The sequence below is a fragment of the Micromonospora sp. WMMD882 genome, assembly GCF_027497255.1.
Lineage (GTDB): Bacteria > Actinomycetota > Actinomycetes > Mycobacteriales > Micromonosporaceae > Micromonospora.
On the sequence record NZ_CP114903.1, the window covers coordinates 2,804,084 to 2,830,838 of the forward strand.

General features: G+C 73.6%; 25 protein-coding genes. 18 read left to right on the plus strand and 7 right to left on the minus strand.

Going from position 1 to position 26,755, the window contains the following annotated elements; all coding sequences use genetic code 11:
• Window positions 1–53: 53 nt before the first annotated feature.
• From O7606_RS11345 to O7606_RS11360, 4 genes are all read right to left on the minus strand, one after another.
• Window positions 54–1,097, minus strand: a complete 1,044-nt coding sequence (locus O7606_RS11345; protein ID WP_281599016.1) for a ketoacyl-ACP synthase III family protein — start codon at window positions 1,095–1,097, stop codon at window positions 54–56.
• 90 nt (window positions 1,098–1,187) lie between these two features.
• Window positions 1,188–1,946, minus strand: coding sequence for an SDR family oxidoreductase (locus tag O7606_RS11350; protein WP_281599017.1), 759 nt, complete (start codon window positions 1,944–1,946; stop codon window positions 1,188–1,190).
• A gap of 56 nt (window positions 1,947–2,002) precedes the next feature.
• Window positions 2,003–3,151, minus strand: coding sequence for a ThiF family adenylyltransferase (locus O7606_RS11355; protein WP_281599018.1), 1,149 nt, complete (start codon window positions 3,149–3,151; stop codon window positions 2,003–2,005).
• Between the two features lie 203 nt (window positions 3,152–3,354).
• The gene (locus O7606_RS11360) at window positions 3,355–4,257 is read right to left on the minus strand and encodes a LuxR C-terminal-related transcriptional regulator (RefSeq protein ID WP_281599019.1); all 903 of its coding nucleotides are present in this window, start codon (window positions 4,255–4,257) and stop codon (window positions 3,355–3,357) included.
• Between the two features lie 276 nt (window positions 4,258–4,533).
• Between O7606_RS11360 and O7606_RS11365 the strand changes: the two genes are divergently transcribed.
• The 14 genes from O7606_RS11365 (at window position 4,534) to O7606_RS11430 (ending at window position 19,395) form a co-directional block, all read left to right on the plus strand.
• Window positions 4,534–6,000: a nitroreductase family protein gene (locus O7606_RS11365; protein WP_281599020.1), complete on the plus strand. Its 1,467-nt coding sequence runs from the start codon at window positions 4,534–4,536 to the stop codon at window positions 5,998–6,000.
• 5 nt (window positions 6,001–6,005) lie between these two features.
• Window positions 6,006–7,442, plus strand: coding sequence for a class I adenylate-forming enzyme family protein (locus O7606_RS11370; protein WP_281599021.1), 1,437 nt, complete (start codon window positions 6,006–6,008; stop codon window positions 7,440–7,442).
• A 38-nt stretch (window positions 7,443–7,480) separates the two neighbouring features.
• A complete protein-coding gene (locus tag O7606_RS11375) occupies window positions 7,481–7,756 on the plus strand; it encodes a hypothetical protein (RefSeq protein WP_281599022.1) in 276 nt (91 codons plus the stop codon).
• Entirely contained in the window at window positions 7,749–8,528 is a 780-nt protein-coding gene (locus O7606_RS11380) for a dihydrodipicolinate reductase C-terminal domain-containing protein (RefSeq protein WP_281599023.1), read from the plus strand. The genes O7606_RS11375 and O7606_RS11380 overlap by 8 nt, the downstream gene beginning before the upstream one ends.
• Window positions 8,506–9,252 carry a class II aldolase/adducin family protein gene (locus O7606_RS11385; RefSeq protein ID WP_281599024.1) on the plus strand — a complete coding sequence of 249 codons (747 nt, stop codon included), beginning with the start codon at window positions 8,506–8,508 and terminating at the stop codon, window positions 9,250–9,252. Before O7606_RS11380 ends, O7606_RS11385 begins: the two co-directional genes overlap by 23 nt.
• 107 nt (window positions 9,253–9,359) lie before the next feature.
• Window positions 9,360–10,595, plus strand: coding sequence for a 3-deoxy-7-phosphoheptulonate synthase (locus O7606_RS11390; protein ID WP_281599025.1), 1,236 nt, complete (start codon window positions 9,360–9,362; stop codon window positions 10,593–10,595).
• A gap of 44 nt (window positions 10,596–10,639) precedes the next feature.
• Window positions 10,640–11,416, plus strand: coding sequence for a 2,3-dihydro-2,3-dihydroxybenzoate dehydrogenase (locus O7606_RS11395; RefSeq protein WP_281599026.1), 777 nt, complete (start codon window positions 10,640–10,642; stop codon window positions 11,414–11,416).
• A 29-nt stretch (window positions 11,417–11,445) separates the two neighbouring features.
• Window positions 11,446–12,105 carry an isochorismatase family protein gene (locus O7606_RS11400; RefSeq protein ID WP_281599027.1) on the plus strand — a complete coding sequence of 220 codons (660 nt, stop codon included), beginning with the start codon at window positions 11,446–11,448 and terminating at the stop codon, window positions 12,103–12,105.
• Between the two features lie 59 nt (window positions 12,106–12,164).
• Window positions 12,165–14,144, plus strand: coding sequence for a chorismate-binding protein (locus tag O7606_RS11405; RefSeq protein WP_281599028.1), 1,980 nt, complete (start codon window positions 12,165–12,167; stop codon window positions 14,142–14,144).
• Window positions 14,144–15,340, plus strand: a complete 1,197-nt coding sequence (locus O7606_RS11410) for an FAD-dependent monooxygenase (protein WP_281599029.1) — start codon at window positions 14,144–14,146, stop codon at window positions 15,338–15,340. Before O7606_RS11405 ends, O7606_RS11410 begins: the two co-directional genes overlap by 1 nt.
• 19 nt (window positions 15,341–15,359) lie before the next feature.
• Entirely contained in the window at window positions 15,360–16,232 is an 873-nt protein-coding gene (gene rfbA, locus O7606_RS11415) for a glucose-1-phosphate thymidylyltransferase RfbA (protein ID WP_281599030.1), read from the plus strand.
• A gap of 25 nt (window positions 16,233–16,257) precedes the next feature.
• A complete protein-coding gene (gene rfbB, locus O7606_RS11420; RefSeq protein ID WP_281599031.1) occupies window positions 16,258–17,244 on the plus strand; it encodes a dTDP-glucose 4,6-dehydratase in 987 nt (328 codons plus the stop codon).
• Window positions 17,245–17,387: 143 nt separating this feature from the next.
• Complete coding sequence (locus tag O7606_RS11425) at window positions 17,388–18,608, plus strand: acyltransferase (protein ID WP_281599032.1); 1,221 nt, start codon at window positions 17,388–17,390, stop codon at window positions 18,606–18,608.
• Between the two features lie 43 nt (window positions 18,609–18,651).
• Window positions 18,652–19,395, plus strand: coding sequence for a 3-oxoacyl-ACP reductase family protein (locus O7606_RS11430; protein WP_281599033.1), 744 nt, complete (start codon window positions 18,652–18,654; stop codon window positions 19,393–19,395).
• Between the two features lie 39 nt (window positions 19,396–19,434).
• Here O7606_RS11430 and O7606_RS11435 read toward each other — a convergent pair whose 3' ends face one another.
• Window positions 19,435–20,007 (minus strand): TetR-like C-terminal domain-containing protein, encoded by a 573-nt coding sequence (locus tag O7606_RS11435; protein ID WP_281599034.1) that lies wholly within the window; start codon window positions 20,005–20,007, stop codon window positions 19,435–19,437.
• Between the two features lie 79 nt (window positions 20,008–20,086).
• Between O7606_RS11435 and O7606_RS11440 the strand changes: the two genes are divergently transcribed.
• Both O7606_RS11440 and O7606_RS11445 read left to right on the plus strand, forming a co-directional pair.
• Complete coding sequence (locus tag O7606_RS11440) at window positions 20,087–20,578, plus strand: FBP domain-containing protein (protein ID WP_281599035.1); 492 nt, start codon at window positions 20,087–20,089, stop codon at window positions 20,576–20,578.
• 118 nt (window positions 20,579–20,696) lie between these two features.
• Window positions 20,697–22,226, plus strand: coding sequence for a DHA2 family efflux MFS transporter permease subunit (locus tag O7606_RS11445; protein ID WP_281599036.1), 1,530 nt, complete (start codon window positions 20,697–20,699; stop codon window positions 22,224–22,226).
• A gap of 100 nt (window positions 22,227–22,326) precedes the next feature.
• On the opposite strand, the gene O7606_RS11450 is transcribed toward O7606_RS11445, so the two are convergent.
• Window positions 22,327–22,926, minus strand: a complete 600-nt coding sequence (locus O7606_RS11450) for a GNAT family N-acetyltransferase (RefSeq protein WP_281599037.1) — start codon at window positions 22,924–22,926, stop codon at window positions 22,327–22,329.
• A 51-nt stretch (window positions 22,927–22,977) separates the two neighbouring features.
• Here O7606_RS11450 and O7606_RS11455 point away from each other — a divergent pair, with 51 nt between their 5' ends.
• On the plus strand, window positions 22,978–23,889 hold the full coding sequence (locus O7606_RS11455; RefSeq protein ID WP_281599038.1) for a YihY/virulence factor BrkB family protein: 912 nt from the start codon (window positions 22,978–22,980) through the stop codon (window positions 23,887–23,889).
• On the opposite strand, the gene O7606_RS11460 is transcribed toward O7606_RS11455, so the two are convergent.
• The gene (locus O7606_RS11460) at window positions 23,859–25,028 is read right to left on the minus strand and encodes an alkaline phosphatase PhoX (RefSeq protein ID WP_281599039.1); all 1,170 of its coding nucleotides are present in this window, start codon (window positions 25,026–25,028) and stop codon (window positions 23,859–23,861) included. The two genes, O7606_RS11455 and O7606_RS11460, sit on opposite strands and share 31 nt — an antisense overlap.
• A gap of 127 nt (window positions 25,029–25,155) precedes the next feature.
• Between O7606_RS11460 and O7606_RS11465 the strand changes: the two genes are divergently transcribed.
• The gene (locus O7606_RS11465) at window positions 25,156–26,754 is read left to right on the plus strand and encodes an NAD(P)/FAD-dependent oxidoreductase (RefSeq protein WP_281599040.1); all 1,599 of its coding nucleotides are present in this window, start codon (window positions 25,156–25,158) and stop codon (window positions 26,752–26,754) included.
• Window position 26,755: the final 1 nt, after the last annotated feature.

The following is a 26,755-nucleotide window of genomic DNA, read 5'->3' on the forward strand; positions in this document are numbered from 1 at the left end:
GCCGCGGCCGGCGGGCGGTTCGGGGCCGGGCGGACGCCCTGGCCGGCGGACGGTCAGGCGGGGGTGGCGGCCCAGTCCGGGGTGTCCAGGATCTCGACGACCGCCGCGCCCCAGTTGAAGCCGTGGCCGCTGGCGGCCAGCACCACCCGGTCACCGGGCCGCACCTGGCCCTGCCGGACCAGGTGTTCCAGGCCGGCGAACTGGTCGCCGGCACCGAGGTGACCGATGGTGCGGCCCCAGTCCCAGGAGGTGCGGTCCCGCTCGACGCCCATCTCCTTGAGCACGCTCCACCAGCGCACGGTCAGGCCGATGTTGGGCAGCACCACCCGGGAGACGTCGTCCAGCTTCGTGTCCGCCTCCTCGAGGGCGGTCCGCATGCAGTCGCCGACGCCGCTGGCGATCCGGAGGGAGATCTGCTCCAGTTCGAGCATCCGGCCCCGCATGAACGCCTTCTTGCGCCGGCGCAGGTCCATCGGCTTGTCGCCGCTGTGCGCCGCGGTCTTGAAGCCGTCCCCCCGGTACATCTCCTCCAGGGTCGGGTCGGCGGTCAGCACGGTGGACAGCACCCGGGCGAAGCCGGGCCGCCGGGTGAGCACGGTCGCGGTCGCGCCGTCGCCCATCACCGTCCCGCTCTCGCTGCGGAAGCGGTCCCAACCGGGCTCGCCGAACCGGTCCGCGGTGGTGATCAGCACCGCCGAGTCGGGGTCGCAGTTGGACAGGTACGACACGGCCAGGCCGAGCGCGGCGGTGCCGCCGCTGCTCTTCTGGTCCACCTCGATCGACGGGGCGGCGCCGCCGATGGTGTACCGCTGGATGTAGGAGGCCGGGGTCCACATGTCCTGCCCCTGGAAGAAGAGGCTGGCGTGCAGCATGAGACGGATGTCGGCCGGGTCCACCGGGCAGCGGTCCATCGCCTGCCGGACGGCGGTCACCGCCATGTCGGCGGGGAACTCGTCCTCGGCCACCACGGCCCGGACAAGCCCGTTGGCGGTGTACTCGGCCTCGTCGTACCGACCGGCGGCGACCGCCTCGGCGAGGTCGACCGAGCGACCGAGGTGGACTCCGATCGACGCGATGTGGACGTCCTTCAGGCGCATGTCTCGATCCCGGTGGTCAGGACGGCGGGGAGCCCGCCGTGGGCGTGGAGGGAGGGGGTTGAGTCGGGCGCGGGCCGGTGACCCGTACGGTCACAGCCGGGCGCCGCCGGACGTCTCCAGCCGCTCGCCGGTGATCCAGCGGGCCTCGGCGGAGACGAGGAAGGCGACCACGTCGGCCACGTCGGCGGGTTCGCCGAGCCGGCCGACGGCGGGCTGGGCGGCGGCCTCGGCCCGCGCCTCGGGGCGCCCGCGCAGCCGGTCGCCGTGGAATTCGGTGTCGATCAGCCCCGGGGACACGGTGTTGACCGTGATCCCCCGGGGGCCGAGCTGTCTGGCCAGGTTGGGGGCGAGCATGTCCAGGGCGCCCTTGCTGATCGCGTACCCGAGGATCTCCGGATGGGCGACCCGGGTGGCCATCGAGGAGACGTTCACGATGCGACCGCCGTCCCGAAGCAGCGGCAGCGCCCGTTGCACGATGAAGACCGGGGCCTTCACGTTGACCGCGATCACCCGGTCGAACGCCTCCGGGGTAAGCTGGGAGACGTCGCCCCGGCAGCCGATGCCGGCGTTGTTGACCAGGACGTCGAGCCCGGTGTCGCCGGTGTGCTCGCGTAGCCCCTCGGTGAGGGCGGCGAACAGGGTGTCGACGTCTCCCGGCAGGCCCAGCTCGGCGCGGACCGGGAACGCCCGGCCGCCCCGTGCCACCACGGCGGCCACCGTCTCCTTGGCCGCCGTGTCGTCGGACGCGTAGTGCACCGCCACCGTCATGCCCCGGTCGCCGAGGCGTTCGGCGATGGCCCGGCCGATGCCCCGCCCCGCTCCGGTGACGAGCGCGGTGCGTGCTGGCATGCGTGTCATGGTGTCCTCGCTGGGTCGAAAGCGGGCGGGGCCGTGGGCCGCGGAGGTCAGTAGGTGGGCAGGCTCGGGTCGATCCGCTGGGCCCAGGCGATGATGCCGCCGCCGAGGTGCACGGCGTCCGGGTGGCCCTGGGCGCGCACCCTCGCGAGCGCCTCGGCGGACCGGATGCCCATCCGGCAGTAGAGCACCACCTTGCGGTCGGTCGGCAGGCTGGCGGCGGCGTCGCCGTCGAGGAACTCGCGCTTGGGGACGAGCACCGAGTCGGGCAGCCGGACCAGCGCGTGCTCGTCCGGTTCCCGGACGTCCACCAGGTGGACGGGGGCCGGCCCGTCGAGCAGGTCCCGCAGCTCCTCCACGGAGATGGTCCCGGTCCGGGCGGCCTCGGCGGCGGCCGGCGTGAGCAGCCCGAAGTAGGGCTCGTTGGCGGTGAGCTCGGTGGGCCGCCGGGTGTCGGCGCGGCGCGCCAGCGGGGTCACCGCGTACTCCCCGAGCGTCACGTCGTACGTCGTCACCCGCCCCACCAGGGGTTCGCCCTGGCCGGTGAGGAGCTTGACGGCCTCGGTCGCCATCGTCAGGGCGACCCAGTGGGCGAGCAGCCTGGACACCCCCTCCATGCCCCGGAAGTAGGGCCGGGGCGGGTCGGGGTACAGGTCCCGGTACGTGGGGCCGTGCTCCTCCCAGAACACGCCGACCGTGCCTTCCCGGCGGCCCAGACCGCCCCAGACGAACGGTTTGCCGAGGCGGGCGCAGACGTCGTCGACGAGGTAGCACAGGGCCGGGTCCTCGCTGGCGCACAACACCAGGTCGTACCCGTCGACGACGGTCAGCGCGTCGGCCGGGGTCAGCGGCGTGTCGTGCAGGACGGTGGCCAACCCGGGGTGACCGGTCCGGAGGTGGTCCTGCCAGGCGGCGCCTCGTGAGCGCGCGCCGGGCAGGTCCTCGTGGCCCCGGGCCGGGAGGTCCCACGGCTCCAGGGTCGCGTCGTCGACGATGCCCAACGTGCCGATCCCGGCGTCGGCGAGGAAGGTCAGCGCCGGAGCCTCCACCTCGTCCGCCCCGACGACCAGGACCCGGCTGTTGTTCATCCGCCGTTGGCCAGCAGAAGTGATATCGGGATGAATCAATTGGTGCGCCTGTCGTCGCACTTCAGAGTCACTGAGTCCGTCGCTCTGCTTCACGAGGGGTGGGAAAGGCATGGCGCTCCTGACTCTGCGGATGAGGTATGCCGGGGCAATCAGCTTCCCCGAGGAGCGCCGGGCGACCTTGGCGGCACCCGGGCGTGCCCATGCAACACTCCTGCACGTCGATCTGTCAAGGGGTTGTTAACTGCCTCTCCCGACGATAAACGTGCGCGGAAATCAGGAATCCCAACTCGCAGGAAACCGGCCACCAGCAGGGATCACAGCGGTCGCACCGAGGTCCGGGGCGGATCCATCAGGCCCTGCATGCGGGCCGCCACCATCCCGGCCTCGAACCGGGTGCTCACCCCGAGCCGCCGCAGCAGGGTGGAGATGATCCGCCGCAATGTGCGCGACGACACCTGCAACTCGCGGGCGATCATCGTGTCCGGCCGACCGCTGGCCCACAGCCGCAACACGACCAACTGCTGGCTGGTCAGCCGCGGCACCGACCCGACCAGCGTGGGGAAGGGCGGCGGCTCCACCCCGGGCGCCGCCGGCGGGTCACCACCGCCCGGGCCGCCGTCCGCGCCCTCCGCGGTGGACGACAGGAACTCGATGGTGCTGTCCCAGCAGAACTCGAAGACCCGGCGCAGCAGTCGGATGACGTCCGGCCGCCGGACCAGCAGCAGGTGGGTGACCGGGTCCACCGGCTCCGGCGACGACACCAGGGCGAGCCGGTCGTCCACCACCACCAGGCAGAACGGGATCAACGGCGCGCGCCGCACCTGGACCCCGGACCGGACGAGCCGCCGAACGTGGGCCAGCGTACGGACGCTGTCGCTGATCGGCGCCTGGTAGATCGTCCGGATCTCCACCCCCCGCTCCCGGGCGGCCCGGTTGCGGCCGAGGCCGTCGGTGAGCCCCGCGCGCAGGGACGTCGGATGCATCACCAGGATCTCCTCGGTGGCCAGCAGGGCCACCTTGTCCAGCACGTCGGCGATCTGGGCCTGGTCGGTCACCTCCTCGATGTCCGCCTTGTCGGTCTCGCTCGCCAACGCGCAGAGCGAGAGGGCGGAAAGCTGGGCGAGCGCGGAGCTGGTGCGCTCCGAGGCGGCCTGGAGCGTCTCGTGCTGTTGTCTCAGCAGCTGGACGAGCGCGCCCCAGGCACCGCTTCCGTCCAACCCGGTCTCTTTCGCTGTCACTGCTTCCCCCGGATCAGTGTGTCCGCCCATGGCCATGACCGCCACGGGCCACCAATAGATCTACATGAAATCGAAGTTGTGGGAAAAAATCTAGTTCGGGTTGCGTGCCCGGTCGGTCCGCTGAAAGACCGGCCCACTATCCCCCAAATGACCGGCAGCACTTGTCGACGATCGACATCGGGGGCACTTCCGCCAGGGTTCGCAATGACAGCGACCGGATCTGGGGCTGAGAAGAATGATGCGAGGAGTGAGCGGGTGAACGGATCCATGCACGTCATGAGCACCGGGCCATCCGTGCAGGACGGGACCCGGGAGGCCACCGCCACCGGCCCCGTCGGGCCCACGGCGGACGTCGCGCGCTTCTGGGACCGGATGCTGGTCTTCGCCGCCTCGGCCGACGAGGCCGAGCCGGCGCCGATCACCGTCCCCGCCGAGCTCACCCCGGTGCTGCGCCTGTTCGAGTCGGCCGGCGTCGGATCCCCGACAGGTGGCTGCTCGGCGCCCTCCGCGGGCGCGCTCTACCCGTACGAGCACTACGCGGTGGTGACCGGCGCGGACGGGCCGGCCGTCTACGCGCTGGACGCGGTGCGCCGCAACTGCCAACTGACGCGGGTCGGCGCGCCCGTGGCGCAGGCCGTGGAGGACGCCGGCCTGACCGTCCCGGCGGCCGGCGAGGCGCTGGTGCTCACGGTCGCCCGCCCCTGGCTGTCGATGCGCAAGTACGGCAACCGGGGCTACCTCTACACCCAGTTCGACACCGCCCACCTGGCGGTGCACCTGCTCTGTCTGGCCACCGAGTCCTGCGACCGGGCCGAGCTGCGCACCCACCTGCCCGACAGCGGACTGGCCAGCCTGTTGAACCTCGGCGCCACCTGCCGTTTCCTGCACAGCGTGCTGGTGCTCGGGGCCCGCCGGCCGGACGCCCCGCAGGTCGAGGCGGACACGTGGAGCTGCGTGGACGGCCGCAAGGCCGGCTCCGGCGACAAGCCCAGCTTCTGGCTGGAGGCGGAGTGCTGGCGGTCGGTTGACGCGTACCGGCCCCGGCGGCGGCCCACCGCCGGGCGGCCGGTACGCACCCGCCCCCTGCTGCCCGAGGTGGCCGCCGCGCCGCCGACGGACCTGACGACGGAGGCGGAGCCGCTGACCACCCTAGCCGCGCGCCGACGTTCGGCGAAGGACTTCGCCGCCACCCCGCTGGCCCGGTCCGCGCTCGCCCGGACGCTGGCCGCGTTGCGCACCCCGCTCGCCACCGACCTCGGGCACGACACCGGGCTCAGCGCCACCCTGGTCGCCCGCCGGGTCACCGGCTGCCCGCCCGGCAGCTACCCGCTGCACGGCGCCGGGCCGTGGGCCGACCACCGGACCACCCCGCCGGACGACGACGAGCTGGTCCGGGTGTGCATGGGCCAGTACCACCTGCGGCACGCGGCGGCCGTGGTGCTGCTGCACGCGCCGCGCGCCGAGTTGGTCCGGTCGGGTCCGCCCGGCCTCGACACCGTGCTGCTGCGCGCCGGCGCCCTGGCCCACCTGCTCTACCTCGGCGCGGCCGAGGCGCGGATCGGCGTCACCGCGATCGGCGGGTTCGACGCCGGCCGCTGGCGGGCGCTGGCCGGGATCCCCGCCGCCCACGAGGTCCTCTACGCGGTCCTGCTGGGCAACCCCGGGCCGGCCGCGGTGAAGCTCGACCGGCTGCACCCGGCCTACGCCCACAACGAGAGGTGATCCCCGTGCTGACCTCACTGATCTCCACGGCGCTGCGCGGCCACGGCGACCGGGTCGCGGTCACCGACCACCAGACGTCGTTGACGTACCGCGAGCTGGCCGCGCTGGCCGACACGACGGCCCGGGAGCTGACCGCCGTCCTGCCGTCGGCCGGCCCGGCCCGGGTCGGGCTGCTGGCCGGCAACTCCGCCGACTACGTGGTGCTGTACCTGGCGCTGCTGCGCGCCGGTTGCGTGCCCTTCCTGATCGACAGCACCAGCGGGCCGGACGAGACCACCGCGGTCGTCGCCGACTGCGGGCTCGACCTGCTGCTGCACGAGACGGACAAACCCCTGCCGGAGACGGCCACGCCCCGGGGCACGTCGCGCCGGTTCGGGGTGGCCGCCTTCCCGGCGCGACCGGACCGCCCCGAGCTGGACGACCGGACCGAGGTGTGCCGCTTCACCTCCGGGTCGACCGGACGCCCGCTGTGCATCGAGTTCTCCGGCCAGGCGGTCCACCGCGCCGCCCTGGGCTGGGCCGAGGGGACCGGCCTGACCGGCGCCGACTCGATCGCCTGTTTCGCCTCGCTCTCCAACGGGCTGGCGTTCAACACCTCGCTGCTGGCCGCCTTCCTGACCGGCGCGCGACTGCACCTGGGACGGGGTCTGCCCACCGCGACCCGGGTGGCCCGGACGCTGGCCGGGAGCCGGGCGACCCGGCTCGTCGGTTTCCCGGCCCTCTACGAGTCGCTGGCCCGTCGCGCCCCCGACCGCGACGCGTTCCGGCTGCTCCGGGTGGCCGTCTCCTCCGCCGCCCCGCTGAGCGGGCAGACCCGGCGGCAGTTCACCGACCTGACCGGCGTGCCGGTGCACAACTACTACGGCGTGGCCGAGGCCGGCCCGCTGACCTTCGCCGCCGACCCGGGGCACGACCCGGGGCTCGGTCAGCCGCTGCCCGGGGTCTCGCTGCGGGCCGGCACGGACGGCGAGCCGGGCCCGATCGAGGTGCGCAGCCCCTCCATGGGCACCCGGTACCTCAACGCCCCGGGGGTGCTCGCCGGCAGGACCACCGCCGACGGGCACTACCGCACCGGCGACCTGGGCTACCTGGACCGGGGCAGTCTGGTGCTGACCGGCCGGCTCAGCCAGCTCGTCAACGTCGGCGGCCGGAAGGTCGACGCCGTCCAGGTCGCCGAGGCGCTGCGGCGCGCCGACGGCGTACGGGACGCGGTGGTCCTCCAGGTCCCCGACCGGCACGGCGACGGCGCGCTCGGCGCGGTCCTGGCCGGCGACGCGTCCCTGGACCCCGGCGCGGTACGCCGGCAGGTCGCCGGGCAGCTCGCCGCGCACAAGGTGCCCACCCTGCTGCGCGTCGTCGCCGAGATCCCCCGTGGCTCCACCGGCAAGCCCGCCATGGCCGAGCTGCGCCGGCTCTTCGAGCAGCCGCAGGTTCCCGCGTAACACCCCGTGCCCGCAGACCTGTCAAGGAGACCCGATCCATGTCGAACGTCCAGCCCGACGAGCTGCGTTCCCGTGTCGTCCGCATCATCGTCGCCTCCGCCGAGGGTGACCTGAGCGAGCAGGACCTGGCCCGCGCCGACGGCTCGCTGCCCGCCGTGAGCTACTCCTCGCTGTCCTACATCCGGATGATCGACGCGATCGAGAACGAGATCGGCGTCTACCTCGACCCGGAGGAGGAGAGCCGGCGCCTGGAGACCGTGGACGGGATCGTGGCGCTGATCGCCGACAACCTCCAGGGCGCTGTCAGTGCCTGAGCGGGCCGGACCGGACGGGCCGGTCGTCGGCGTCGTCGGGGCGGGTCGCCTCGGCGCGGCCGTCACCCGGCGCTGCGTCGCCGAGGGCCTGCGGGTCCGGCCCCTGGACAGCCGGCAGCCGGCGGCCTGGCGGACCCGCCCACCGGACGTCCTGGTCGACTGTGCCGCGCCGCCGGCCACCGACCGGGTCCTGGACGCCTGCGCCGAGCTGCGGACGCCGCTCGTCGAGTGCGTGTCGGACCTGCGACCCGACCAGCTCGTCCGGCTGGCCGAGCTGGCCCGCGGGGTGGCCGTCGTCCGGGCCACCAACCTCTCCCTCGGCAACTACCTCCAGACCCGGGTGGTGGAGCGGCTCGCCGAGCTGCTCGCCGGTCACCCCGCCGACGCCGGCCCGGAGGCGGCGGTGTGGGAACGGCACCCGGCGACCAAGGCCCACCGACCCAGCGCCACCGGCGTCGCCCTGGCCGACCGGTGGCGGAAGCTGACCGGCCGGGACCCCTCGGACGTCGCCTCGCTGCGGGCCGGCGGGCCGGTCAGCGACCACGAGCTCCGGCTGAGCTGGCCGACCCAGACCCTCACCGTCCGGCACGAGGTGCACGCCCTGGACGCGGCGGCGACCGGCGCCGTGGCGGCGGCCCGCTGGGCGGTGGGGCGTTCCCCCGGCCTGTACGGGGCGCACGACGTCTACGACGACCTGCTGAGTTCCCGACCCGTCCCGCGAGGTGACGGACCCAAGGAGGAGAGCGACGATGAGCAGCGCTCGCCGTACTGACGGCGGGGTGCCGCCGCGGCTGGCGACCCAGATCTCGCTCGGCGCGCGGATGCTGTCCCTGGACGGTCACGACGACTTCAACCAGGGTCAGATCTCCGCCCGGATGCCCGGCGCCGGGACCTTCTACATCAAGAACGCGCTCTGCGGCTTCGACGAGGCCACGCCGGAGCAGGTGGTGGCCGCCTCGATCCACGCCAGTGACCCGGTCGATCCGCTCGCCCCGCCGGAGCTGCCCCTGCACCAGGCGATCTACCGGGCCCGCCCGGACGTCAACGGCATCGTGCACAGCCACGCCCCGCACACGCTGGTGTTCGGCGCGACGGATCTGCCGCTGCGCCCGGTCTCGCACGACGGGGCGTACTTCGTCGACCGGCTCGGCCTGTTCACCGAGACCAGCAACACGGTGCTCGACCAGGCCACCGGCGAGGCGATCGCGAAGACGCTCGGCGACCACGAGGCCGTCCTGCTGCGCAACCACGGCGGCGTGGTGGTCGGCCGGAGCGTCCGGCACGCCGCCGTGTTCGCCCAGGTGCTGGAGCGGGCCTGCCGCCTGCAACTGCTGGCCGAGCAGAGCGGGCACCCGTACGCCTGGTCCACGGACACCGACGTCCGGGGCAAACGGGACTTCGTCTACGCCGACCTCTCCGTCCGTTCGTACTGGGACTACGCCGTCCGTCGGGTCACCCGGGTGTGGCCGGAGACGGCCGGGTGGGGACGCGGGTGACCGATGAGCGCCACCTGTCGACGTCCGGCGCGACCCTGGGTCCGCCGGTCCAACAGCCGGGTCACCGGGCCCGGTGACCGTACGCCCCGACGTCCGGGACGGCCCCGGTGAGCGCCGGCGGTGGCCCGCTGGTCGCCGAGGAACGTCACCGGTTCCCCGGGGACCCGGCGCGGCCGGGGCCCGAGGTCCGGCGGTGGCTGTCGCCGCCGGCCGCCCAGCAGCCCCGGTGGCCGGACCCCGTCGCGCTGGCGCGGGTCCACACGGACCTGGCCACCGGCCCGGGTCTGGTCGACGCCGGGTCGGTGGCCCGGCTGCGGGCGCTGCTCGCCGAGGTGTCGGCCGGCCGGATGCGGGTCGTGCAGGCCGGCGACTGCGCCGAGGACCCGGCCGAGTGCGGCGCGGAACACGTGCGGGCCAAGGTGGGGATGCTGGACGCGCTCGCCGGGGTGCTGCGGGATCACTGCGAACGCCCGGTGGCGCGGATCGGCCGGCTGGCCGGCCAGTTCGCCAAGCCCCGCTCGTCGCCCACCGAGCTGGTCGAGGGCCGGGAGCTGCCCGCCTACCGGGGTCCGATGGTCAACGGCACCGGTCCCGGGGAGCGGACGCCCGACCCGGAGCGGCTGCGCGCCGGCCACCACCTGGCCCGGTCGGTGCTGGCCCACCTGGCCGACGCCGGTCGCGGCGCCGACGTGCCGGGCCTGCCGGACGAGTCGGTCGTCTGGGTCAGCCACGAGGCGCTGCTGCTGGACTACGAGGCCCCGCTGCTGCGTCGCGCCCCCGGTGGCGGGCTGTTCCTGTCCTCCACCCACCTGCCGTGGATCGGGGACCGGACCCGCCAGCTCGACGGCGCGCACGTCCGGCTGCTCGCCGCGGTGGTCAACCCGGTCGCCTGCAAGGTCGGCCCGAGCATCGGCGCCGACGAGCTGGTGCGGCTGTGCGCGGCGCTGGACCCGGGCCGCGAGCCGGGCCGGTTGACGCTTGTCGCCCGGTTCGGCGCGGACCTGGTCCGCACGGCGCTGCCGCCGCTGGTCCGCGCGGTCCGGCGGGCCGGGCACCCGGTGGTCTGGCTCTGCGACCCGATGCATGGCAACACGGTCCGGGCCGCCGACGGCCGCAAGGTCCGCCTGGTCGGCGCCCTGGTGCGGGAGGTCGAGGGATTCCAGGACGTCATGTTGGCCGAGCACGGCCTGGCCGGCGGGGTCCACCTGGAGGCGACGCCCAACGACGTCGCCGAGTGCCGCTGGCGCGCCGACGAGGTCCCCGACAAGCCGTACACGACGCTCTGCGACCCGCGGCTGAACCTGCCGCAGGCCGTGGACGTCGTCTCCGCCTGGTGGGCCTGAGGCCGCCACGCCGTTCCGTACAGACAGGGGGGTTGGGAATGGACATGGAGTTCGCCGGACGGGTGGCGGTGGTGACCGGCGCGGCCGGCGGCATCGGCGCGGCGGTCGTCCGCGCGCTGGCCGACGCGGGCGCCACGGTCGCCGCGCTGGACCTGCACAAGCCGGGACTGGTCGAGGTGGAGCGGGTCGCGGCCGGGCGGGGTCTGCCGGTCACCGGGTTCGTCACCGACGTGAGCGACCGGGCCCAGGTCCGGTCCACGGTGGTCGACGTCGAACGCCAGCTCGGCCCGGTCGACCTGCTGGTCAACGGCGCGGGCGTGCTGCGGGCGGCCCCGACGCTCGACCTCACCGAGCGGGACTGGTCGGAGACCCTCGCGGTCAACGTCGGCGGGGTGGTCAACGTCTCCTCCGAGGTGGCGGCCCGGATGGTCGGGCGTGGCCGGGGCGCGATCGTCACCATCGCCTCCAACGCCGCCGGCGTGCCCCGCATGCAGATGGGCGCGTACGGCGCGGCGAAGGCGGCGGCGGTGGCGTTCACCAAGAACCTCGGCCTGGAGCTGGCCGGAGCGGGCGTGCGGTGCAACGTGGTCGCGCCCGGCTCGACCGACACCCCGATGCTGCGTTCCCTGTGGCGGGACGAGAGCGGGCCGACGAACTCCCTGGCCGGGGTGCTCGCCGAGTACCGGGTGGGGATCCCCCTGGGCCGGTTCGCGGACCCGTCGGACGTCGCGGACGCCGTGCTGTTCCTGCTCTCCGACCGGGCCCGGCACATCACCATGCACGACCTGTACGTCGACGGCGGCGCCGCCCTGGGGCGCTGACCGGCCTCCTGATCCGAGAGGGAACCACTGTGTCGATCCCTGCCATCGCCCCGTACCGGATGCCACGGCCGGAGGAGCTGCCGGCCAACACCGCCGGCTGGGCCCCGGATCCGGGCCGGGCCGTGCTGCTGGTCCACGACATGCAGCGCTACTTCCTGCGGCCGTTCCCGGCCCGTCAGGAGCCGGGGAGCAGTCTGGTCGCCAACGCGGCGGCGCTGCTGGCGCGCTGCCGCTCGCTCGACGTGCCGGTGTTCTACACCGCGCAGCCGGGCAGCATGTCCGCCGAGCAGCGCGGGCTGCTCGGGGCGTTCTGGGGGCCGGGCATGAGCACGTCGCCCGAGCACCGCCAGGTCGTCGACGAGCTGCGCCCCGACGACCGGAGCGTGCTGCTGACCAAGTGGCGGTACAGCGCCTTCCAGCGCACCGACCTGCTGCCCCGGCTACGGGCCGCCGGACGCGACCAGATGATCATCTGCGGGGTGTACGCCCACGTGGGCTGTCTGATGACCGCCGTCGAGGCGTTCAGCCACGACATCGAGACGTTCCTCGTCGCCGACGCGGTGGCCGACTTCTCCGCCGAGCACCACCGGCTGGCCCTGGACTACGCCGCGACCCGCTGCTCGGTGGTCCTGCCCACCGCCACCGCCCTCGCCCACCTGGGAGAGCCGAATCTCGCCGCGCTCGCCTGAGCGCCGACGCCGCCGACCTGTCGGCCGCGCCTTACGACCACCTCTCGAAGGGAAGCGACGTGACGCTTTCGACCGGCCGCCACCGGGCGGCCCACCCCGACGGCGGGCCGGACCTGCTCGACCGGGTGCTGGCCCCCCGCCCGCCGGCCTTCGCGCTGCTGCACCGGCCGACCGTCACCGGCGACCGGGTGGAGATCCTGGTCGGAGACGTGTCGCAGGTGGCCACCGTGGCGGACCTGCCCGCGCCGGTCGGCCCGACCGGCGGCGGGGCCCGGCACGACGTGCTGGCGCTGCTGCCGTACCGGCAGCTCGCCGAGCGCGGCTTCGCCTGCCACGACGACGGCGCCCCGCTGCTGGCGATGACCGTACGCGAGCAGGGCTGCCTGCCGCTGGCGGAGGCGCTGCGGCGACTGCCGTACGTGCCGATCACGCTCACCGACCCGCGGTTCGACGTCAGCGACGACGAGTACGCCTCGATCGTGCGTCGGGTGGTGTCCGAGGAGATCGGGGGCGGTCTCGGCGCGAACTTCGTCGTCAAGCGCGCGTTCGTCGCCGACGTCGCCGACTTCTCGACCCGTTCGGCGTTGAGCCTGTTCAGTCGGCTGCTGACCGGCGAACGGGGCGCCTACTGGACGTTCGTGGCGTACACCGGGGAGCACATCCTCGTCGGCGCGACCCCGGAACGGCACGTCAGTCTCGCCGCCGGGACGGTGACCATGAACCCGATCAGCGGCACCTTCCGCTATCCGCCGACCGGGCCGGCGCTGGCCGACCTGATGTCCTTCCTCGGCGACGGCAAGGAGGCCGCCGAGCTGTTCATGGTGCTCGACGAGGAGCTGAAGATGATGGGTCAGCTCACCTCCGACGGCGGGCGGGTGCTGGGGCCGTGGCTGAAGGAGATGGCCAACCTGGCCCACACCGAGTACCTCATCCAGGGCCGCACCTCGCACGACGTCCGCCAGATCCTGCGCGGGACGATGTTCGCCCCGACCGTCACCGGCAGCCCGGTGGAGAGCGCCTGCCGGGTGATCCGGCGGCACGAGCCGTGGGGGCGCGGCTACTACAGCGGCGCGATCGCCCTGCTCGGCCGGGACGCCGAGGGTGGGCCCGCGCTGGACTCGGCGATCCTGTTGCGGACGGCGGAGATCACCGCCGGGCGGCTCGCCATCGCGGTCGGCGCGACCCTGGTGCGCGACTCCGACCCGGCGTCGGAGGTGGCGGAGACCCGGGCCAAGGCGCAGGGCCTGCTCCGGGCGCTGGGCGTCACCGCCGGGCCGACCGGGGTCACCGCCGGCCCGGACGGGATGGCGGTGACCCCGGCCGCCCCGGCCCGCGGCTTCGGCGGGCACCCGCAGGTGCGTCGGGCGCTGGCCGTACGCAACCAGGGTCTGGCGGCGTTCTGGCTGGACCGGTCCACGTCCGGCGCCGAGTACCGGGTGCCGGCGCTGGCCGGGCGGCGGGCGTTGATCCTGGACGCCGAGGACACCTTCACCTCGATGCTCGCCCACCAGCTCCGGGCGCTCGGCCTCGACGTGGCGGTGCGCCGCTTCGACGAGCCGTACGCGCTCGACGGGTCCGACCTGGTCGTGATGGGTCCCGGGCCGGGTGACCCGACGGACACCGGCGACCCGAAGATCGGGACGCTGCGGGCCACCATGCGACGGCTGCTCGACACCGGCACGCCGTTCCTCGCGGTCTGCCTGAGCCACCAGGTGCTCGGCGCCCTGCTCGGGTTCGACACCCACCGGCGGGAACGTCCCAACCAGGGCGTCCAGCGGGAGATCGACTTCTTCGGGCGGCCGGTGCGGATGGGCTTCTACAACACGTTCGCGTTGCTGTCCGACTCGGACGAGGCGGCCTGCCCGGGGGTGCCGGACAAGGTCGCGGTGAGCCGGGACCCCCGCACCGGCCAGGTGCACGGGCTGGCCGGGCCGACCTTCCGGTCCTGCCAGTTCCACCTGGAGTCGGTGCTCAGCACGGACGGGATGAGCGTGCTGACCGGGCTGGTCGGCGCGCTGCTCGGCGGGGAGGTCGACTGATGGCCACCATCGTCGTCGTCGGCGGCGGCATCGGCGGACTGGCCACCGCGCTGGCCGTGGCCCGGCGCGGCCACCTGGTCCGGGTGCTGGAACGCAGCCCGTCCTTCGAGGAGCTGGGCGCGGGCATCCAGTTGGCGCCGAACGCCTTCCACGCCCTCGACGTGCTGGGCGTGGGCGACGAGGTCCGGCGGCGGGCCGTGCACGTCGACGACCTGCGGCTGCTCGACGGGGTGTCCGGGCGGCTCCTCGCCGTCCTGCCGTTGGGCGCGGCGTACCGCGGGCGGTTCGGCAACCCGTACGCGGTGGTGCACCGGGGTGACCTGTACGCGCCGTTGCTGCGGGCCTGCCGGGCCGAGGACGGCATCGAGCTGCGGGCGGCCAGCCCGGTCGTCGGTCACGTCGCCGACGACGCGTCGGTGACCTGCCTGCTCGCCGACGGCGGGCGCGTCGAGGCGGACGCGCTGGTCGGCGCGGACGGCATCCGGTCGGTGGTCCGGCGGGCGGTCGTCGGGGACGGGGAGCCACGGATCTGCGGCCACACGATCTACCGGTCGGTGCTGCCGATGGCGTCCGTGCCGGCCGAGCTGCGTCCGCGCTCGGTCTGCCTGTGGGCCGGGCCCCGGTGGCACCTGGTGCACTATCCGATCTCGGGTGGCCGGGAGCTGAACCTCGCCGTCACCCGCGACGACGCCGCCACCGCCGCCGTCGCCGGCCTGCCGGTGGACCGGGCGGACGTGCTCGCCGCGTTCGCCGAGGTGACCGGGCGGCCCCGGGCGCTGCTGGAGCTCGGCGAGCGGTGGCGGACCTGGGTGCTGTGCGACCGCGACCCGGTCGCCCGGTGGCACGACGGGCGGGTGGTGCTGGTCGGCGACGCCGCGCACCCCATGCTCCAGTACGCGGCGCAGGGCGCCTGCCAGGCCCTGGAGGACGCGGTCGTCCTCGGCGACCTGCTCGACGGCTGCCCCGCGGACCGGCTCGCCGAGCGGTTCGCCCGCTTCACCGGCCTGCGTCGGGAACGGACGGCCCGCACCCAGGAGACGGCCCGCTGGCTGGGCGAGGCGATCTACCACCCGGCCGGGCCGGAGGCCGAGGCCCGTGACGCGACGCTGGCCGGGCTGAGCACCGAAGACCTGATGGACGCGGTCTCCTGGCTCCACTCGGCACGGGTGGGTCGGGAGCGGTCGGCCGTCGGCTGACCCCCAAGGAGAGGGACTCATGAAGGGCATCATCCTGGCCGGTGGCCACGGCACCCGGCTGCATCCGGTCACGCTCGGCATGTCCAAGCAGATGCTCCCGGTCTACGACAAGCCGATGATCTACTACCCGCTGTCCGTGCTGATGCTGGCCGGCATCACCGACATCCAGATCATCTCGGCGCCGCAGGACCGGGCGAGCTTCCAGCGGCTGCTCGGCGACGGCTCCCGGATCGGGCTGAACCTGAGCTACGCCGAGCAGGACGAGCCGCGTGGCCTGGCCGAGGCGTTCCTCATCTCGTCCCGGCACATCGGCGACGATCCGGTGGCCCTGGTGCTCGGGGACAACATCTTCCACGGCCCCGGCTTCGGCGACCTGCTCCGCCAGCAGGTACGCGACGTCGACGGCTGCGTCCTCTTCGGCTACCGGGTGCACGACCCGGAGCGATACGGCGTCGGCGAGTTGGACGCGCGGGGACGACTGCTGTCGCTGGAGGAGAAACCCGCCCGCCCCCGGTCGAACCTGGCGGTCACCGGTCTCTACCTCTACGACAACGACGTGGTCGACATCGCCAAGAACCTGCGCCCCTCGGAACGCGGCGAGCTGGAGATCACCGACGTGAACCGGATCTACCTGGACCGGGGCCGGGCCCGGCTGGTGCCGCTGGGGCGCGGCTTCGTCTGGTTGGACGCCGGCACCCACGACGCGCTGACCGCCGCCGGCCAGTACGTGCAGATCCTGGAGCACCGGCAGGGGGTCCGGATCGCCTGCATCGAGGAGATCGCCTGGCGGATGGGCTTCATCGACCAGGAGACCTGCCACCGGCTCGGCGCCGAGCTGGCCAGCTCCCCGTACGGGCGCTACATCGTCGACGTGGTCACGGCCGATGCGTGACCACCCGGAGAGGAGGAGGGCCGCGATGCGGATCCTGGTGACCGGGGGCGCGGGCTTCATCGGCTCGCACTACGTCCGGAGCCTGCTGGACGGCCGGTACGCCACCGGCCCGGTCGAGGTGACGGTGCTGGACCGGCTCAGCTACGCCGGCGACCGGGACAACCTCCCCGCCCGGCACGAGCGGCTGCGGTTCCACCAGGGCGACGTCCGGGACCTGCCGCTGCTGGCGGAGCTGCTGCCCGGGCACGACGCGGTCGTGCACTTCGCGGCCGAGTCGCACGTGGACCGGTCCGTCGCGTCGGCCGCCACCTTCGTCAGCAGCAACGTGCTGGGCACCCAGACCCTGCTGGAGGCGGTGCTGCGCGCCGGCGTGCCCCGCGTCGTGCACGTCTCCACCGACGAGGTGTACGGGTCGATCGCCGAGGGCTCGTGGACCGAGGAGTGGCCGCTGCTGCCGAACTCCCCGTACGCCGCCTCGAAGGCGGGCTCGGACCTGGTCGCCCGGTCGTACTGGGTGACGCACGGGCTGGACGTGTCGATCACCCGGTGCACCAACAACTACGGGCCGTACCAGCACCCGGAGAAGCTCATCCCCCGGTTCGTCACGAACCTGCTGGAGGGCCGGCGGGTGCCGGTGTACGGCGACGGCCGCAACGTCCGCGAGTGGTTGCACGTCGACGACCACTGCCGGGCGATCCACCTGGTGCTGACCGAGGGCCGCGCGGGCGAGGTCTACAACGTCGGCAGCGGGTGCGAGCTGACCAACCTCGCGCTCACCGAACGCATCCTCGGACTCTGCGGCGCCGACCGCTCCTCGATCGAGTACGTCACCGACCGCAAGGGCCACGACCTGCGGTACTCCCTCGACGACACCAAGATCCGCCAGCAGCTCGGCTTCGTGCCGCAGGTCGACTTCGACAGCGGGCTGGCCGAGACCGTGGCGTGGTACCGGGACCACCCGGGCTGGTGGAAGGAGGCGCGGCGGCGCGCGGACGCCGACCCCGCCGGATGACCGCCTCAGGCCATGACCTAGACGGGACAGCAATTGCACTTACTGCGGCTTCCTGGTCGATGCCAGACTCTACACCGGCCTGATCTCCAACGGTCTCCGCAGGGTCGCCGGAAATCGCTCTACACGAACAGCCGGGGTGGCAGATGGAACACGGGACAGACGTCGTGCGGCGTGGCCGCCTGGATTCGATAACGGGCGCTCGGTTTGTCGCCGCCTTCGTGGTCTTCGCCTGCCATGTCGGCATCTACGGTTTCTTCGCCGCGGACAGCGCCGTCGGTCGGTGGCTCAAACCCGCGACGCAGGGCGCCGGTCTGGAGGCCGTGTCGTTCTTCTTCATTCTCAGCGGTTTCGTGCTCACCTGGTCGGCCCGGCCCGGGGAGGGCTACGGCCGGTTCCTGCGCCGCCGGATCCTGAAGATGTACCCCAACCACATCGTCACCTTCTGCCTGGCCATGCTCCTCTACGCGGCGGCCTCCACCTCGGCGCTCAACGCGACGCTGAACGTGTTCCTGCTGCACGCCTGGCGTCCGGAGCCCGGCGGGGGCAACGGTCCGAGCTGGTCGCTCTCGGTCGACCTGTTCTTCTACCTGCTGTTCCCCCTGCTGCTGCCGCTGGCCAAGCGCATCCCGGGCAACCGGCTCTGGTGGTGGGTGGCCGGCATCGGCGTGCTCGTCCTGGCCCTGCCCAGCCTGGCCATGCTGCTGCCGGCCGAGCCGAAGTTCCCGGACAGCTACGAGGGGACGATGCTGGAGGGGGTCTCCAGGTACCCCTTCTACGCTTTGTTGATCTTCCCGCCGGCCCGGATGCTGGACTTCCTGCTCGGCATCCTGGTCGCCCGGATCGTGCTGACCGGCCGGTGGATCAACTTCGGCGTGCCGAAGGCGGTGCTGCTGGCCGCCGCCAGCTACGTGGTCGGGCTGTTCGTGCCGTTCTACTACACCCTCGACGCGATCAACGCCATTCCGATGGCCATGCTGATCGGCGCCCTGACGGTGGCGGAATCCCGTGGCGGCCGGTCGTGGCTCGCCCATCCGGTGCTCCGCAGGCTGGGCGAGGCGTCCTTCGCCTTCTATCTCGTGCACGAGATCGTGCTCATTTCCGTACGCGCAACGATGGGCTTCGAAACGCAACTCAGCCTCGGCCAGAGTCTGCTCTCGGTGAGCGTCGCACTGGCGGTGAGTCTGGCCCTGGCATTCGCGCTCTACCACTGGCTGGAAATGCCGGTGATGCGAAAGTGGGCCGGTTCCCGTCGGTCGGCGAAAAACAGCGCCGCAGCGACCCCCGCCGCAGTTTCCACGCCCACCGCGGCGTCCCTGCCGACGCCGGAGGGCAGCGGCCGGCCGGACGAGCGGGAACGCATCTGACGATTCCGTCCCCCCATTCACGAGCAGACAGGACGGCAACCGCATGAAGCTGCCCCTCATCGGCAAGGCGGCCCTGGTCACCGGCGGCAGCCGTGGCATCGGACGCGCGACCGCGCTCCGGCTCGCCGAGGACGGCGCGGACGTGACGTTCACCTTCCAACGGCAGGCCGAACAGGCGGCCGAGGTGGTCACGCAGATCAAGGCCCTGGGCCGGCGGGCGCTCGCCGTGCGGGCCGACTCGGCCGATCCCGCCGCGGTCCGGGCCGCCGTGGAACAGGCGGTCGCCGAGTTCGGCCGGCTCGACATCCTGGTCAACAACGCCGGCACCGGCGTCGGCGGGCCGATCGAGGAGACCCCGCTGGAGGACGTCGACCGGCTCCTGGCGGTCAACCTCCGGGCCCCGGTCGTCGCCACCCAGACCGCCGTCCGGCACCTCAGCGACGGCGGACGCATCATCAACATCGGCAGCAGCAACGCCGAGCGGGTCCCCCGCCCCGGGCTGACCCTCTACGCGCTGACCAAGGCCGGTCTCATCGGCATGACCAAGGGCCTGGCCCGGGATCTCGGCCCCCGCGCCATCACCGCGAACGTGATCTGCGTGGGCCCGGTCGACACCGACTTCAACCCCGCCGACGGCCCGGACGCCCCGGCCAAGGCGGCCCGGTTGGCGCTCGGGCGGTTCGGCGAGCCGGCGGACGTCGCCGCGATGGTGGCGCACCTCGCCGGCCCGGCCGGGCGGTGGATCACCGGAGCGTCGATCACGGTGGACGGCGGGGCGAACACCTGAGACGCGGAGGGTCGCGCCGGGGCCCCGGCGCGACCCTCCCTACCGCGACGCCGGCCAGTTCTCCAGCAGCGTGTGCAGGGCGTCGAGGGAACGGTCCCAGGACGCCTGGACCGCCCGCGAGGCGCCGAACCCGCCCGCCGCCTCCAGGCTGACGAAACCGTGGATGGCGCTGCGCAGCAGACGTACCGCGTCGGTGAGGTCCGGCTCGGCGAGCCCGTAGGCGCGCAGCATCGCGTACGTGGTCTCGATGATGGCCAGATGCCCGGCGGAGTCGGCGGCGACCTGCGGGGGCAGCGGGATCTGGACGGCGGCGTACCGCCCCGGGTGCCGGTGGGCGAAGTCCCGGTAGGCGTGGGCGAAGGCGACCAGGGCGTCCCGGCCGGCCCGGCCGGCCACCGCCGCCGTGATCCGCCCGGCCAGGTCCCGGGCGGCCAGCATGGCCACCCGGGACCGCAGGTCCTGCAGGTTGCGGACGTGGGAGTAGAGGCTCGCGTCCTTGACCCCGAACCCACGCGCCAGGACGGACACCTTGACGTTCTCGAACCCGACCTCGTCGGCGAGGTCGGCGGCCGCCCTCGTGACGCGGTCGGCGGTCAGGCCCGCACGGACCATCTGGCACCTCTTCTCGACCCGAAACCTAATACTCCAAGGTTGTTGCCTAGACAGCCTAGGCCCTGCTAGCGTCCGGGTCATGAACGAAGTGGGCGCCCAGGCCATCCGGCAATCGTTCATCAACTGTTCCAGAGGCGAGGCCCGACGATTGGCGCTGCCGTCCGACCTGGGCGCCCGCCCCTGGGCCGATCTCGACTTCCTGGGCTGGCGCGACCCGACCCGACCCGGTCGGAGCGCGCTGGTGACGACGACGACCGACGACCGGCTCGTGGGGGTGATGTTCCGGGTCGCCGACACCCGCGCCCGGCGACGCGCCATGTGCGGCGTCTGCCTGACCACCCACCCCGGCGACGGGGTGGCCCTGATGACCGCCCGCAAGGTCGGCGTCGCCGGCCGTCGGGGCGACTCCGTCGGCCTCTACCTCTGCGCCGACCTGGACTGCTCGCTCTACCTGCGGGGCAGGAAGGACGCCGGCCCGGGCGCGCGGATGACCGAGTCGCTGACCCTCGACGAGCAGATCGGACGCTGTCGGGCCACCCTGCTGGCCTTCCTCGACAAGCTCTTCGGGTGAGCGCCGCCCCGGCCGCCGGACGCCGGGGCCCACCGGCCGGCGGCGGCCCACGGAGGCCACCCGCCCCGCACCGACCCGACGGCCCCGGCGCCGTCCCACGACCAGCCAGGAGTCCCTGATGTCCGAGTCCCTGGGGGCGGCGCCCCCCACCAGCGGGCCCACCGCGACGGAGCCCGCCGCGGCCCCCCGGCCCGCCGGTCTCGTGCTCGTCGTCCTCGCCTCGGCGCAGTTGATGGTGATGCTGGACGGCACCATCACCAACATCGCGCTGCCGAGCATCCAGAACGACCTGGAGATGTCCCAGGCCAACCTGGCCTGGGTGGTCAACTCCTACGCCCTGGCCTTCGGAGGTCTGCTGCTGCTCGGCGGCCGGGCCGCCGACCTGTACGGCCGGCGACGCGTCTTCCAGCTCGGTCTCGCCCTGTTCACCCTCGCCTCCCTGCTCGGCGGGCTCGCGCCCAACGGTGGGCTGCTGGTCGCCGCGCGGGTGGTCCAGGGCGTCGGCGCGGCGATCGTCGCGCCGACCGTGCTGTCGCTGATCACCACGAACTTCCCCGCCGGCCCGGCCCGCAACAAGGCGATGGGGGTCTACGGCGCGGTCGCCGGCCTCGGCGCGACCCTCGGTCTGCTGCTCGGCGGGGTGCTCACCGACTACCTCAGTTGGCGTTGGGTCATGTTCGTCAACGTCCCGGTCGGCATCGCCGTGCTGGTCAGCAGCAGGATCCTGCACGGCGGCACGGAGCTGCCCGGCCGGCTGGACGTGCCCGGCGCGATCACCGGCACCGCCGGCCTGCTCGCCTGCGTCTACGCCATCCACCACGGCGGCCAGGAAGGCTGGGGCGAGAGCCTCACCGTGGCGCTCATCGTCGCGGCCGTGGTGTTCCTCGGCGCGTTCGTGGCCATCCAGTCCCGGGCCCGGCACCCGATGATGCCGCTGCGGCTGTTCCGGGAACGCAACCGGCTCGGCAGCTACGTCACCTCGCTCTTCCTCGGCGCGGGCCTGTTCGCCACCTTCTACTTCCTCACCCTCTACATGCAGCAGATCCTCGGCTGGAGCCCGGTGCGCTCCGGCCTGGCGTACCTGCCGTTCAGCGTCGGCCTGATCCTCGCCGCCACGGTCGCCTCGAAACTGGTCAGCCGCTACGCGCTGCGGCAGGTCGCCGTGCCCGGCCTGCTCGTCGGGATCGCCGGGATGTACTGGATCAGCACCGTCGAGCGGGACTCCTCCTACCTGACGACGCTGATGCCGGCCATGTTCATCACCGCCTTCGGCCTCGGCTGCGCCTTCGTGCCGATGACCCTCGGCGCGGTCCGGGGCGTCGCCGACCACGACGCCGGCATCGCCTCCGCGCTGCTCAACACCGGCCAGCAGATCGGCGGCGCGATCGGCCTGGCGTTCATGGCCGCCGTCGCCACCGCCACCGCCGACGACCTCGTCCCCGACGCCGTCGGCACCCTGCACCGGGCCACCCTCGCCCAGGACCTGCCCCTGGTCGAACGGGCCGCCGACGCGCTCACCGCCGGATACACCCAGGCGTTCCTGGTCGCCGCGGCCCTCTTCGCCGTGGCCGCGGTGCTCACCGGAATCCTGATCGACGCCGCCAAGCCGGATCAGGCGACGGACGTTCCCCCGGTCCATCCGTCCTGATCCCCCACGGGCCTGCCGCCGGGATCCCCCGTTCCCCGGCGGCAGGCCCGACCGGGGCGCCGCGCCAGCCGGTCGGGCTGGGGTCCGGCCCCCACGACGGTCAGGCGGACAGCACGAACGTCTCCATCTCCAGCCCGCCGTACCAGTCGGCGCGCCGGCCGACGTGGGTCATGCCGAGCCGTCGGGCCACCGCCATCGACGGCTCGTTGCCCGGCAGCACCACCGCGTGGACCCGTCGGGTGCCGGCGGCGAACTCCCGGGCCACCAGGGCGCGGGCCGCCTCGGTGGCGTACCCGTTGCCCCAGGAGTCCGGGTGCAGGTGCCAGCCCACCTCGATCTGGTCGACCGGCTCCATGTCCCGGCCCCGCAACGGCTTGACCAGCGCCGTCCCGACGACCAACCCGCCACCCACGCCGCCCTGGCCACCACCGGGCGGGCCGGCCTCCGCCGGGGCGTCCCGGTCACCGGCGCGCAGCTCGACCGCCCAGAGCCCGTACCGGCCGTCCGGCGAGTAGCTGCCCTGCCAGCCGCGGACCCGGTCGAGCGCCTGCTCCGGGTCGGTGAGCGGCAGATCTCGTGCGCCGCCGAACCAGCGCACCACCTCCGGACGGGAGTAGATGTCGTAGAACCGGGCCACATCGGTAGGCTCCTCGGTCCACTTCCGTACCAGCAGGCGTTCCGTCCGCGTGACCACCGTCATGACGGGGGATCGTAATGCGTGCCGGGCCCGGCCGGGGGGAATGGAATGCCGATGGGCAGCGGATGGCAGCGGACGAAACGGATCACCCTTGGGGCCTTCCGGCCGGTACGGGGGCGGGACCTGTCGTTGCACGCCGCCGCCATCACGTTCTACGGGGCGATCGCCGTGGTGCCGGTGGCGCTGCTGGCGATCTGGCTGACCGGGCTGGCCGCCGGCGCGGGCCGGGTCCGCCGGCTCACCTCGTACGCGGTGGAGACGCTGCCCACCGAGATCGGCGCGAACCGGGCGGTGGCCGCCCTGGTCGAGGGCGGTCTGGAGCTGACCCCGATCTTCGCGCTCGCCTCCCTGCTGCCGGCGTCGCTCTACGGCGAAGGGCTGCGCCGGGCGTTCGTCTCGGTCGCCATCCGGCCCGGCCCGGAGGAGTCCCTGATCGGCTGGCGCGGCCGGCTGCTGCTGCTGCCGCTGCTGGCCCCCGCGCCGGCCCTGCTGCTGTCGATCCTGGTGGCGCTGCCGCTGACCACCCGACTGGTCCGGCAGGGCGGCTGGGTCGGGGCGCTCGGCGTGGTGCTGTCGTTCCTGTCGGTGTGGCTGGTGCTCACCCCGGTGCTGATGTGGGTGTTCCGGGTGGTCGGTCCGGCCCGCCCGGACTGGCTCGCCACGCTGGCCGTCGGCTCGTTCACCGCCGCGAACCTCTCCGGCTTCCTGCACGGTTTCGTGCTGTTCGCCTCGCTCCCGATCGACCTGGGCGTGCCGTTCGGCGGCTTCGACGAGATCGGCGGGGGCGTCGCCGTCCTGCTCTGGCTGTACCTGTTCCACGTGATCGTGCTGGCCGGCTACTCCGCCACCCTCGCCCTGTCCCGCTGGCGCTCCCGCCGCCGCGGGCCGCAGGAAGGGGACCCTGGGGACGGGCCCCTTCCTGACGGTCCGGGCGATCAGAGGCGGAACGGGCCGGTGACCTCGTAGGTGACGCCGTCGGTGCCGGCCACGTCGCCGCTCGGGCCGCGCTGGGACGAGAAGTAGAGGCGGCGGCCGTCCGGCGAGAACGCCGGGCCGGTGATCTCCGACTTCGACTGCCCCGGCAGGCGCAGGAAGGGCGCGACGACCCCTGCCGGGGTGATCACGTTGATCTCCATGTTGCCGCCGTCCTCGGCCACGTACAGGTCACCGCCCCGGGTGCCGGTGATGTTGTCCACCCCGGTCAGCGGGGCGGTCCCGGCCGGCACCAACGAGTCGTCGTACGCCAGGTCGAGGCGCTGGGCGACGGCGTCGTACGCCCACACCCGGTTGTCACCCTTGGTGGTGAAGTAGCAGATCCCCCGGTCGTACCAGCAGCCCTCGCCGCCGTCGAAGTGCTTGGCCGCGCTCACCTGCTTACGGGTGGCGACCGGGAAACCGTCCCGGTCGGGGATGTCCTGCCAGGTGACTTGGCCGGTGACCTGGTCGGCCGGGGCGCAGAGCACCTGGACCTTACCGGTGCGCAGGTCACCCCAGGTGTCCGGGACGAACCGGTAGAAGCAGCCGTCCGACTCGTCCTCGGTCAGGTAGACGACCCGGCGGTCCGGGTCGCAGGCGGCGGCCTCGTGGGTGAACCGGCCCATCCGGGTCCGTTCCTCCGCCGCCCGGCTGCCGTCCGGCCAGGTCTCGAAGACCCGCCCGAGCGGCACCTCCTCGCAGGAGAGCCAGGTGCCCCACGGGGTCGCCCCACCGGCGCAGTTGACGTTGGTGCCGCCGAGGATCCGGTACGCCGACGCGATCGACCCGTCGGCGCGGAAGCGGACCGCCGACGCCCCGCCGAGCAGCGGGATCTCGGAGTTCGACACGTAGATCCAACCACCGTCGCCGGTGGGGAAGCACGCGCCGCCGTCCGGGGCGGGGTGCCAGAGGTAACCGGTGCCGGGGACGGGTCGGCTGGATCGGGCGACGATCCGGCTGGTGAAGCCGGCGGGGAGCTGCACCCCGTTCGCGTCGGCGGGCAGCAGCTCCCCGTACGGGCTGGGCCCGGGCTGGGCGACGGCGGCGAAGGCCTGCTGCCAGAGCGCCCCGGAGAAGGCGGCGGTGCCCACGCCGACGACGGCGGCGCGCAGGACGGTACGACGCTCCACGAAAACCTCCAGAGAAAACTGTCGATGCCCGGTCGACGCTACGGCCACCGGGACGCCGCCCGCAGCCCCGCGCCGGTGAACGTGGGGTGACGTCACCGCCGCCGCCGGCGCAGTAGGCTGCCCGGACATGACACCCGAGTTGCCGCCCCGCGCCGACGTCGTGATCATCGGCGCCGGACACAACGGTCTGGTCTCCGCCGTCCTGCTGGCCCGTGCCGGCCTTCGGGTGCTGGTGCTGGAGGCCGCCGACACCATCGGCGGGGCCACCCGGACGGAGCAGCCGTTCCCGAGGGTCCCCGGCCTGCGCCACTCCACCGGCTCCTACCTGCTCGGGCTGATGCCGCCCGAGCTGCTGGCCGCCCTGGACGTGACGATCCCGACGCTGCGCCGCGACCCGCACTACTTCCTGCCCACCCCGGGCGGCCCCGGCTCGCCGTACCTGCTGATGGGCAGCGACCGGGCGGCCACCCGGCGGCAGCTCACCGAGTTCTTCTCCGCCGCCGACGTGGCCGCCGACGACGCCATGCAGGCCGAACTGGGCGCGCTGCGCGACGATCTCGCGCCCGCCTGGCTCGCCGAGCCGCTGCCGGTCGAGGAGACCGCGCAGCGGTACGTGCGACCGGCCCTACGGGACGTCTTCGTCGAGCTGGCGCGCGGCTCGGTCGCCGACTACCTGGCCCGCTTCGAGTTCCGCTCCGAGCTGCTGGTCAGCATGTACGCGGTCACCGACGGGCTGTCCGGGCTCAACGCCGGCCCGGACGACCCGGGCACCGGGCACAACTTCCTGGTGCACAACATGTGCCGCCTCCCCGGCGCGGACGGCACCTGGATGATCGCCCAGGGCGGGATGGGCGCCGTCTCGCGGACCTTCGCCGACGCCGCCCGCGCCGCCGGGGCCACCATCGTCACCGGTACGCCCGTCACGTCCGTGCTGCTCGACGGCGGCGCGGTCGCCGGGGTGGCGCTCGCCGACGGCCGGACCGTACGCGCCCGGGTGGTGCTCGGGGCCTGTGACCCGTACCGGCTGATGGAGCTGACGCCCGACGGCGCGCTGCCGGCGGCGCTCACCGAACGGATGACGGCGGTCCGCCGCCCCGGCACCACGCTCAAGGTCAACCTGGCGCTGACCGGGCTGCCCCGGTTCTCCTGCCTGCCGGCGGACGCGCCGAGCCCGTTCGGCTCCACCATCCACCTGCTGCCCGGCTCCGCCTCGCTGGTCGGCGGCGGCTCCGACTCCCCGATGGCCGCGCTGCGCGGCATGTGGGCCGACGTGCGGGCCGGACGGCTGCCCGCCGAGCCGACCATCGAGTGGTACCTGCACACCACCGTCGACCCGTCGTTGCGCGACGACGCCGGGCACCACTCGTCGGCGCTGTTCGTCCAGTCCGTGCCGTACGAGCTGGCCGGCACGAGTTGGGCCGAGGCGCTGCCCGGCTACGTCAACCAGCTCGTGGCGATCTGCGAACGGTACGCGCCCGGGACGGGTGACCTGATCGCCGACGCGGTGCCGCTGTCACCGCCCGGCATCGAGGCGCACTTCGGCATCACCGGCGGGCACATCCACCACGTCGACAACACCGTCTCGTTCACCGACCGGATGCCGTACGCCACCGGGGTCGACGGCCTGTACGCGGGCAGCGCCGGCTGTCACCCGGCCGGCAGCGTCATCGGCGCCGCCGGCCACAACGCGGCCCGCCGCATCCTCACCGACCTGGGCCCTTCCTGAC

What these genes read in the sequence shown, in the direction of transcription:
- O7606_RS11345 (WP_281599016.1), bottom strand. Translation starts at nt 1,097, where the DNA reads ATGCGCCTGAAGGACGTCCACATCGCGTCGATCGGAGTCCACCTCGGT.
- O7606_RS11350 (WP_281599017.1), bottom strand. Translation starts at nt 1,946, where the DNA reads ATGCCAGCACGCACCGCGCTCGTCACCGGAGCGGGGCGGGGCATCGGC.
- O7606_RS11355 (WP_281599018.1), bottom strand. Translation starts at nt 3,151, where the DNA reads ATGCCTTTCCCACCCCTCGTGAAGCAGAGCGACGGACTCAGTGACTCT.
- O7606_RS11375 (WP_281599022.1), top strand. Translation starts at nt 7,481, where the DNA reads ATGTCGAACGTCCAGCCCGACGAGCTGCGTTCCCGTGTCGTCCGCATC.
- O7606_RS11385 (WP_281599024.1), top strand. Translation starts at nt 8,506, where the DNA reads ATGAGCAGCGCTCGCCGTACTGACGGCGGGGTGCCGCCGCGGCTGGCG.
- O7606_RS11395 (WP_281599026.1), top strand. Translation starts at nt 10,640, where the DNA reads ATGGAGTTCGCCGGACGGGTGGCGGTGGTGACCGGCGCGGCCGGCGGC.
- O7606_RS11410 (WP_281599029.1), top strand. Translation starts at nt 14,144, where the DNA reads ATGGCCACCATCGTCGTCGTCGGCGGCGGCATCGGCGGACTGGCCACC.
- rfbA (WP_281599030.1), top strand. Translation starts at nt 15,360, where the DNA reads ATGAAGGGCATCATCCTGGCCGGTGGCCACGGCACCCGGCTGCATCCG.
- rfbB (WP_281599031.1), top strand. Translation starts at nt 16,258, where the DNA reads ATGCGGATCCTGGTGACCGGGGGCGCGGGCTTCATCGGCTCGCACTAC.
- O7606_RS11425 (WP_281599032.1), top strand. Translation starts at nt 17,388, where the DNA reads ATGGAACACGGGACAGACGTCGTGCGGCGTGGCCGCCTGGATTCGATA.
- O7606_RS11430 (WP_281599033.1), top strand. Translation starts at nt 18,652, where the DNA reads ATGAAGCTGCCCCTCATCGGCAAGGCGGCCCTGGTCACCGGCGGCAGC.
- O7606_RS11435 (WP_281599034.1), bottom strand. Translation starts at nt 20,007, where the DNA reads ATGGTCCGTGCGGGCCTGACCGCCGACCGCGTCACGAGGGCGGCCGCC.
- O7606_RS11440 (WP_281599035.1), top strand. Translation starts at nt 20,087, where the DNA reads ATGAACGAAGTGGGCGCCCAGGCCATCCGGCAATCGTTCATCAACTGT.
- O7606_RS11445 (WP_281599036.1), top strand. Translation starts at nt 20,697, where the DNA reads ATGTCCGAGTCCCTGGGGGCGGCGCCCCCCACCAGCGGGCCCACCGCG.
- O7606_RS11450 (WP_281599037.1), bottom strand. Translation starts at nt 22,926, where the DNA reads ATGACGGTGGTCACGCGGACGGAACGCCTGCTGGTACGGAAGTGGACC.
- O7606_RS11455 (WP_281599038.1), top strand. Translation starts at nt 22,978, where the DNA reads ATGGGCAGCGGATGGCAGCGGACGAAACGGATCACCCTTGGGGCCTTC.
- O7606_RS11465 (WP_281599040.1), top strand. Translation starts at nt 25,156, where the DNA reads ATGACACCCGAGTTGCCGCCCCGCGCCGACGTCGTGATCATCGGCGCC.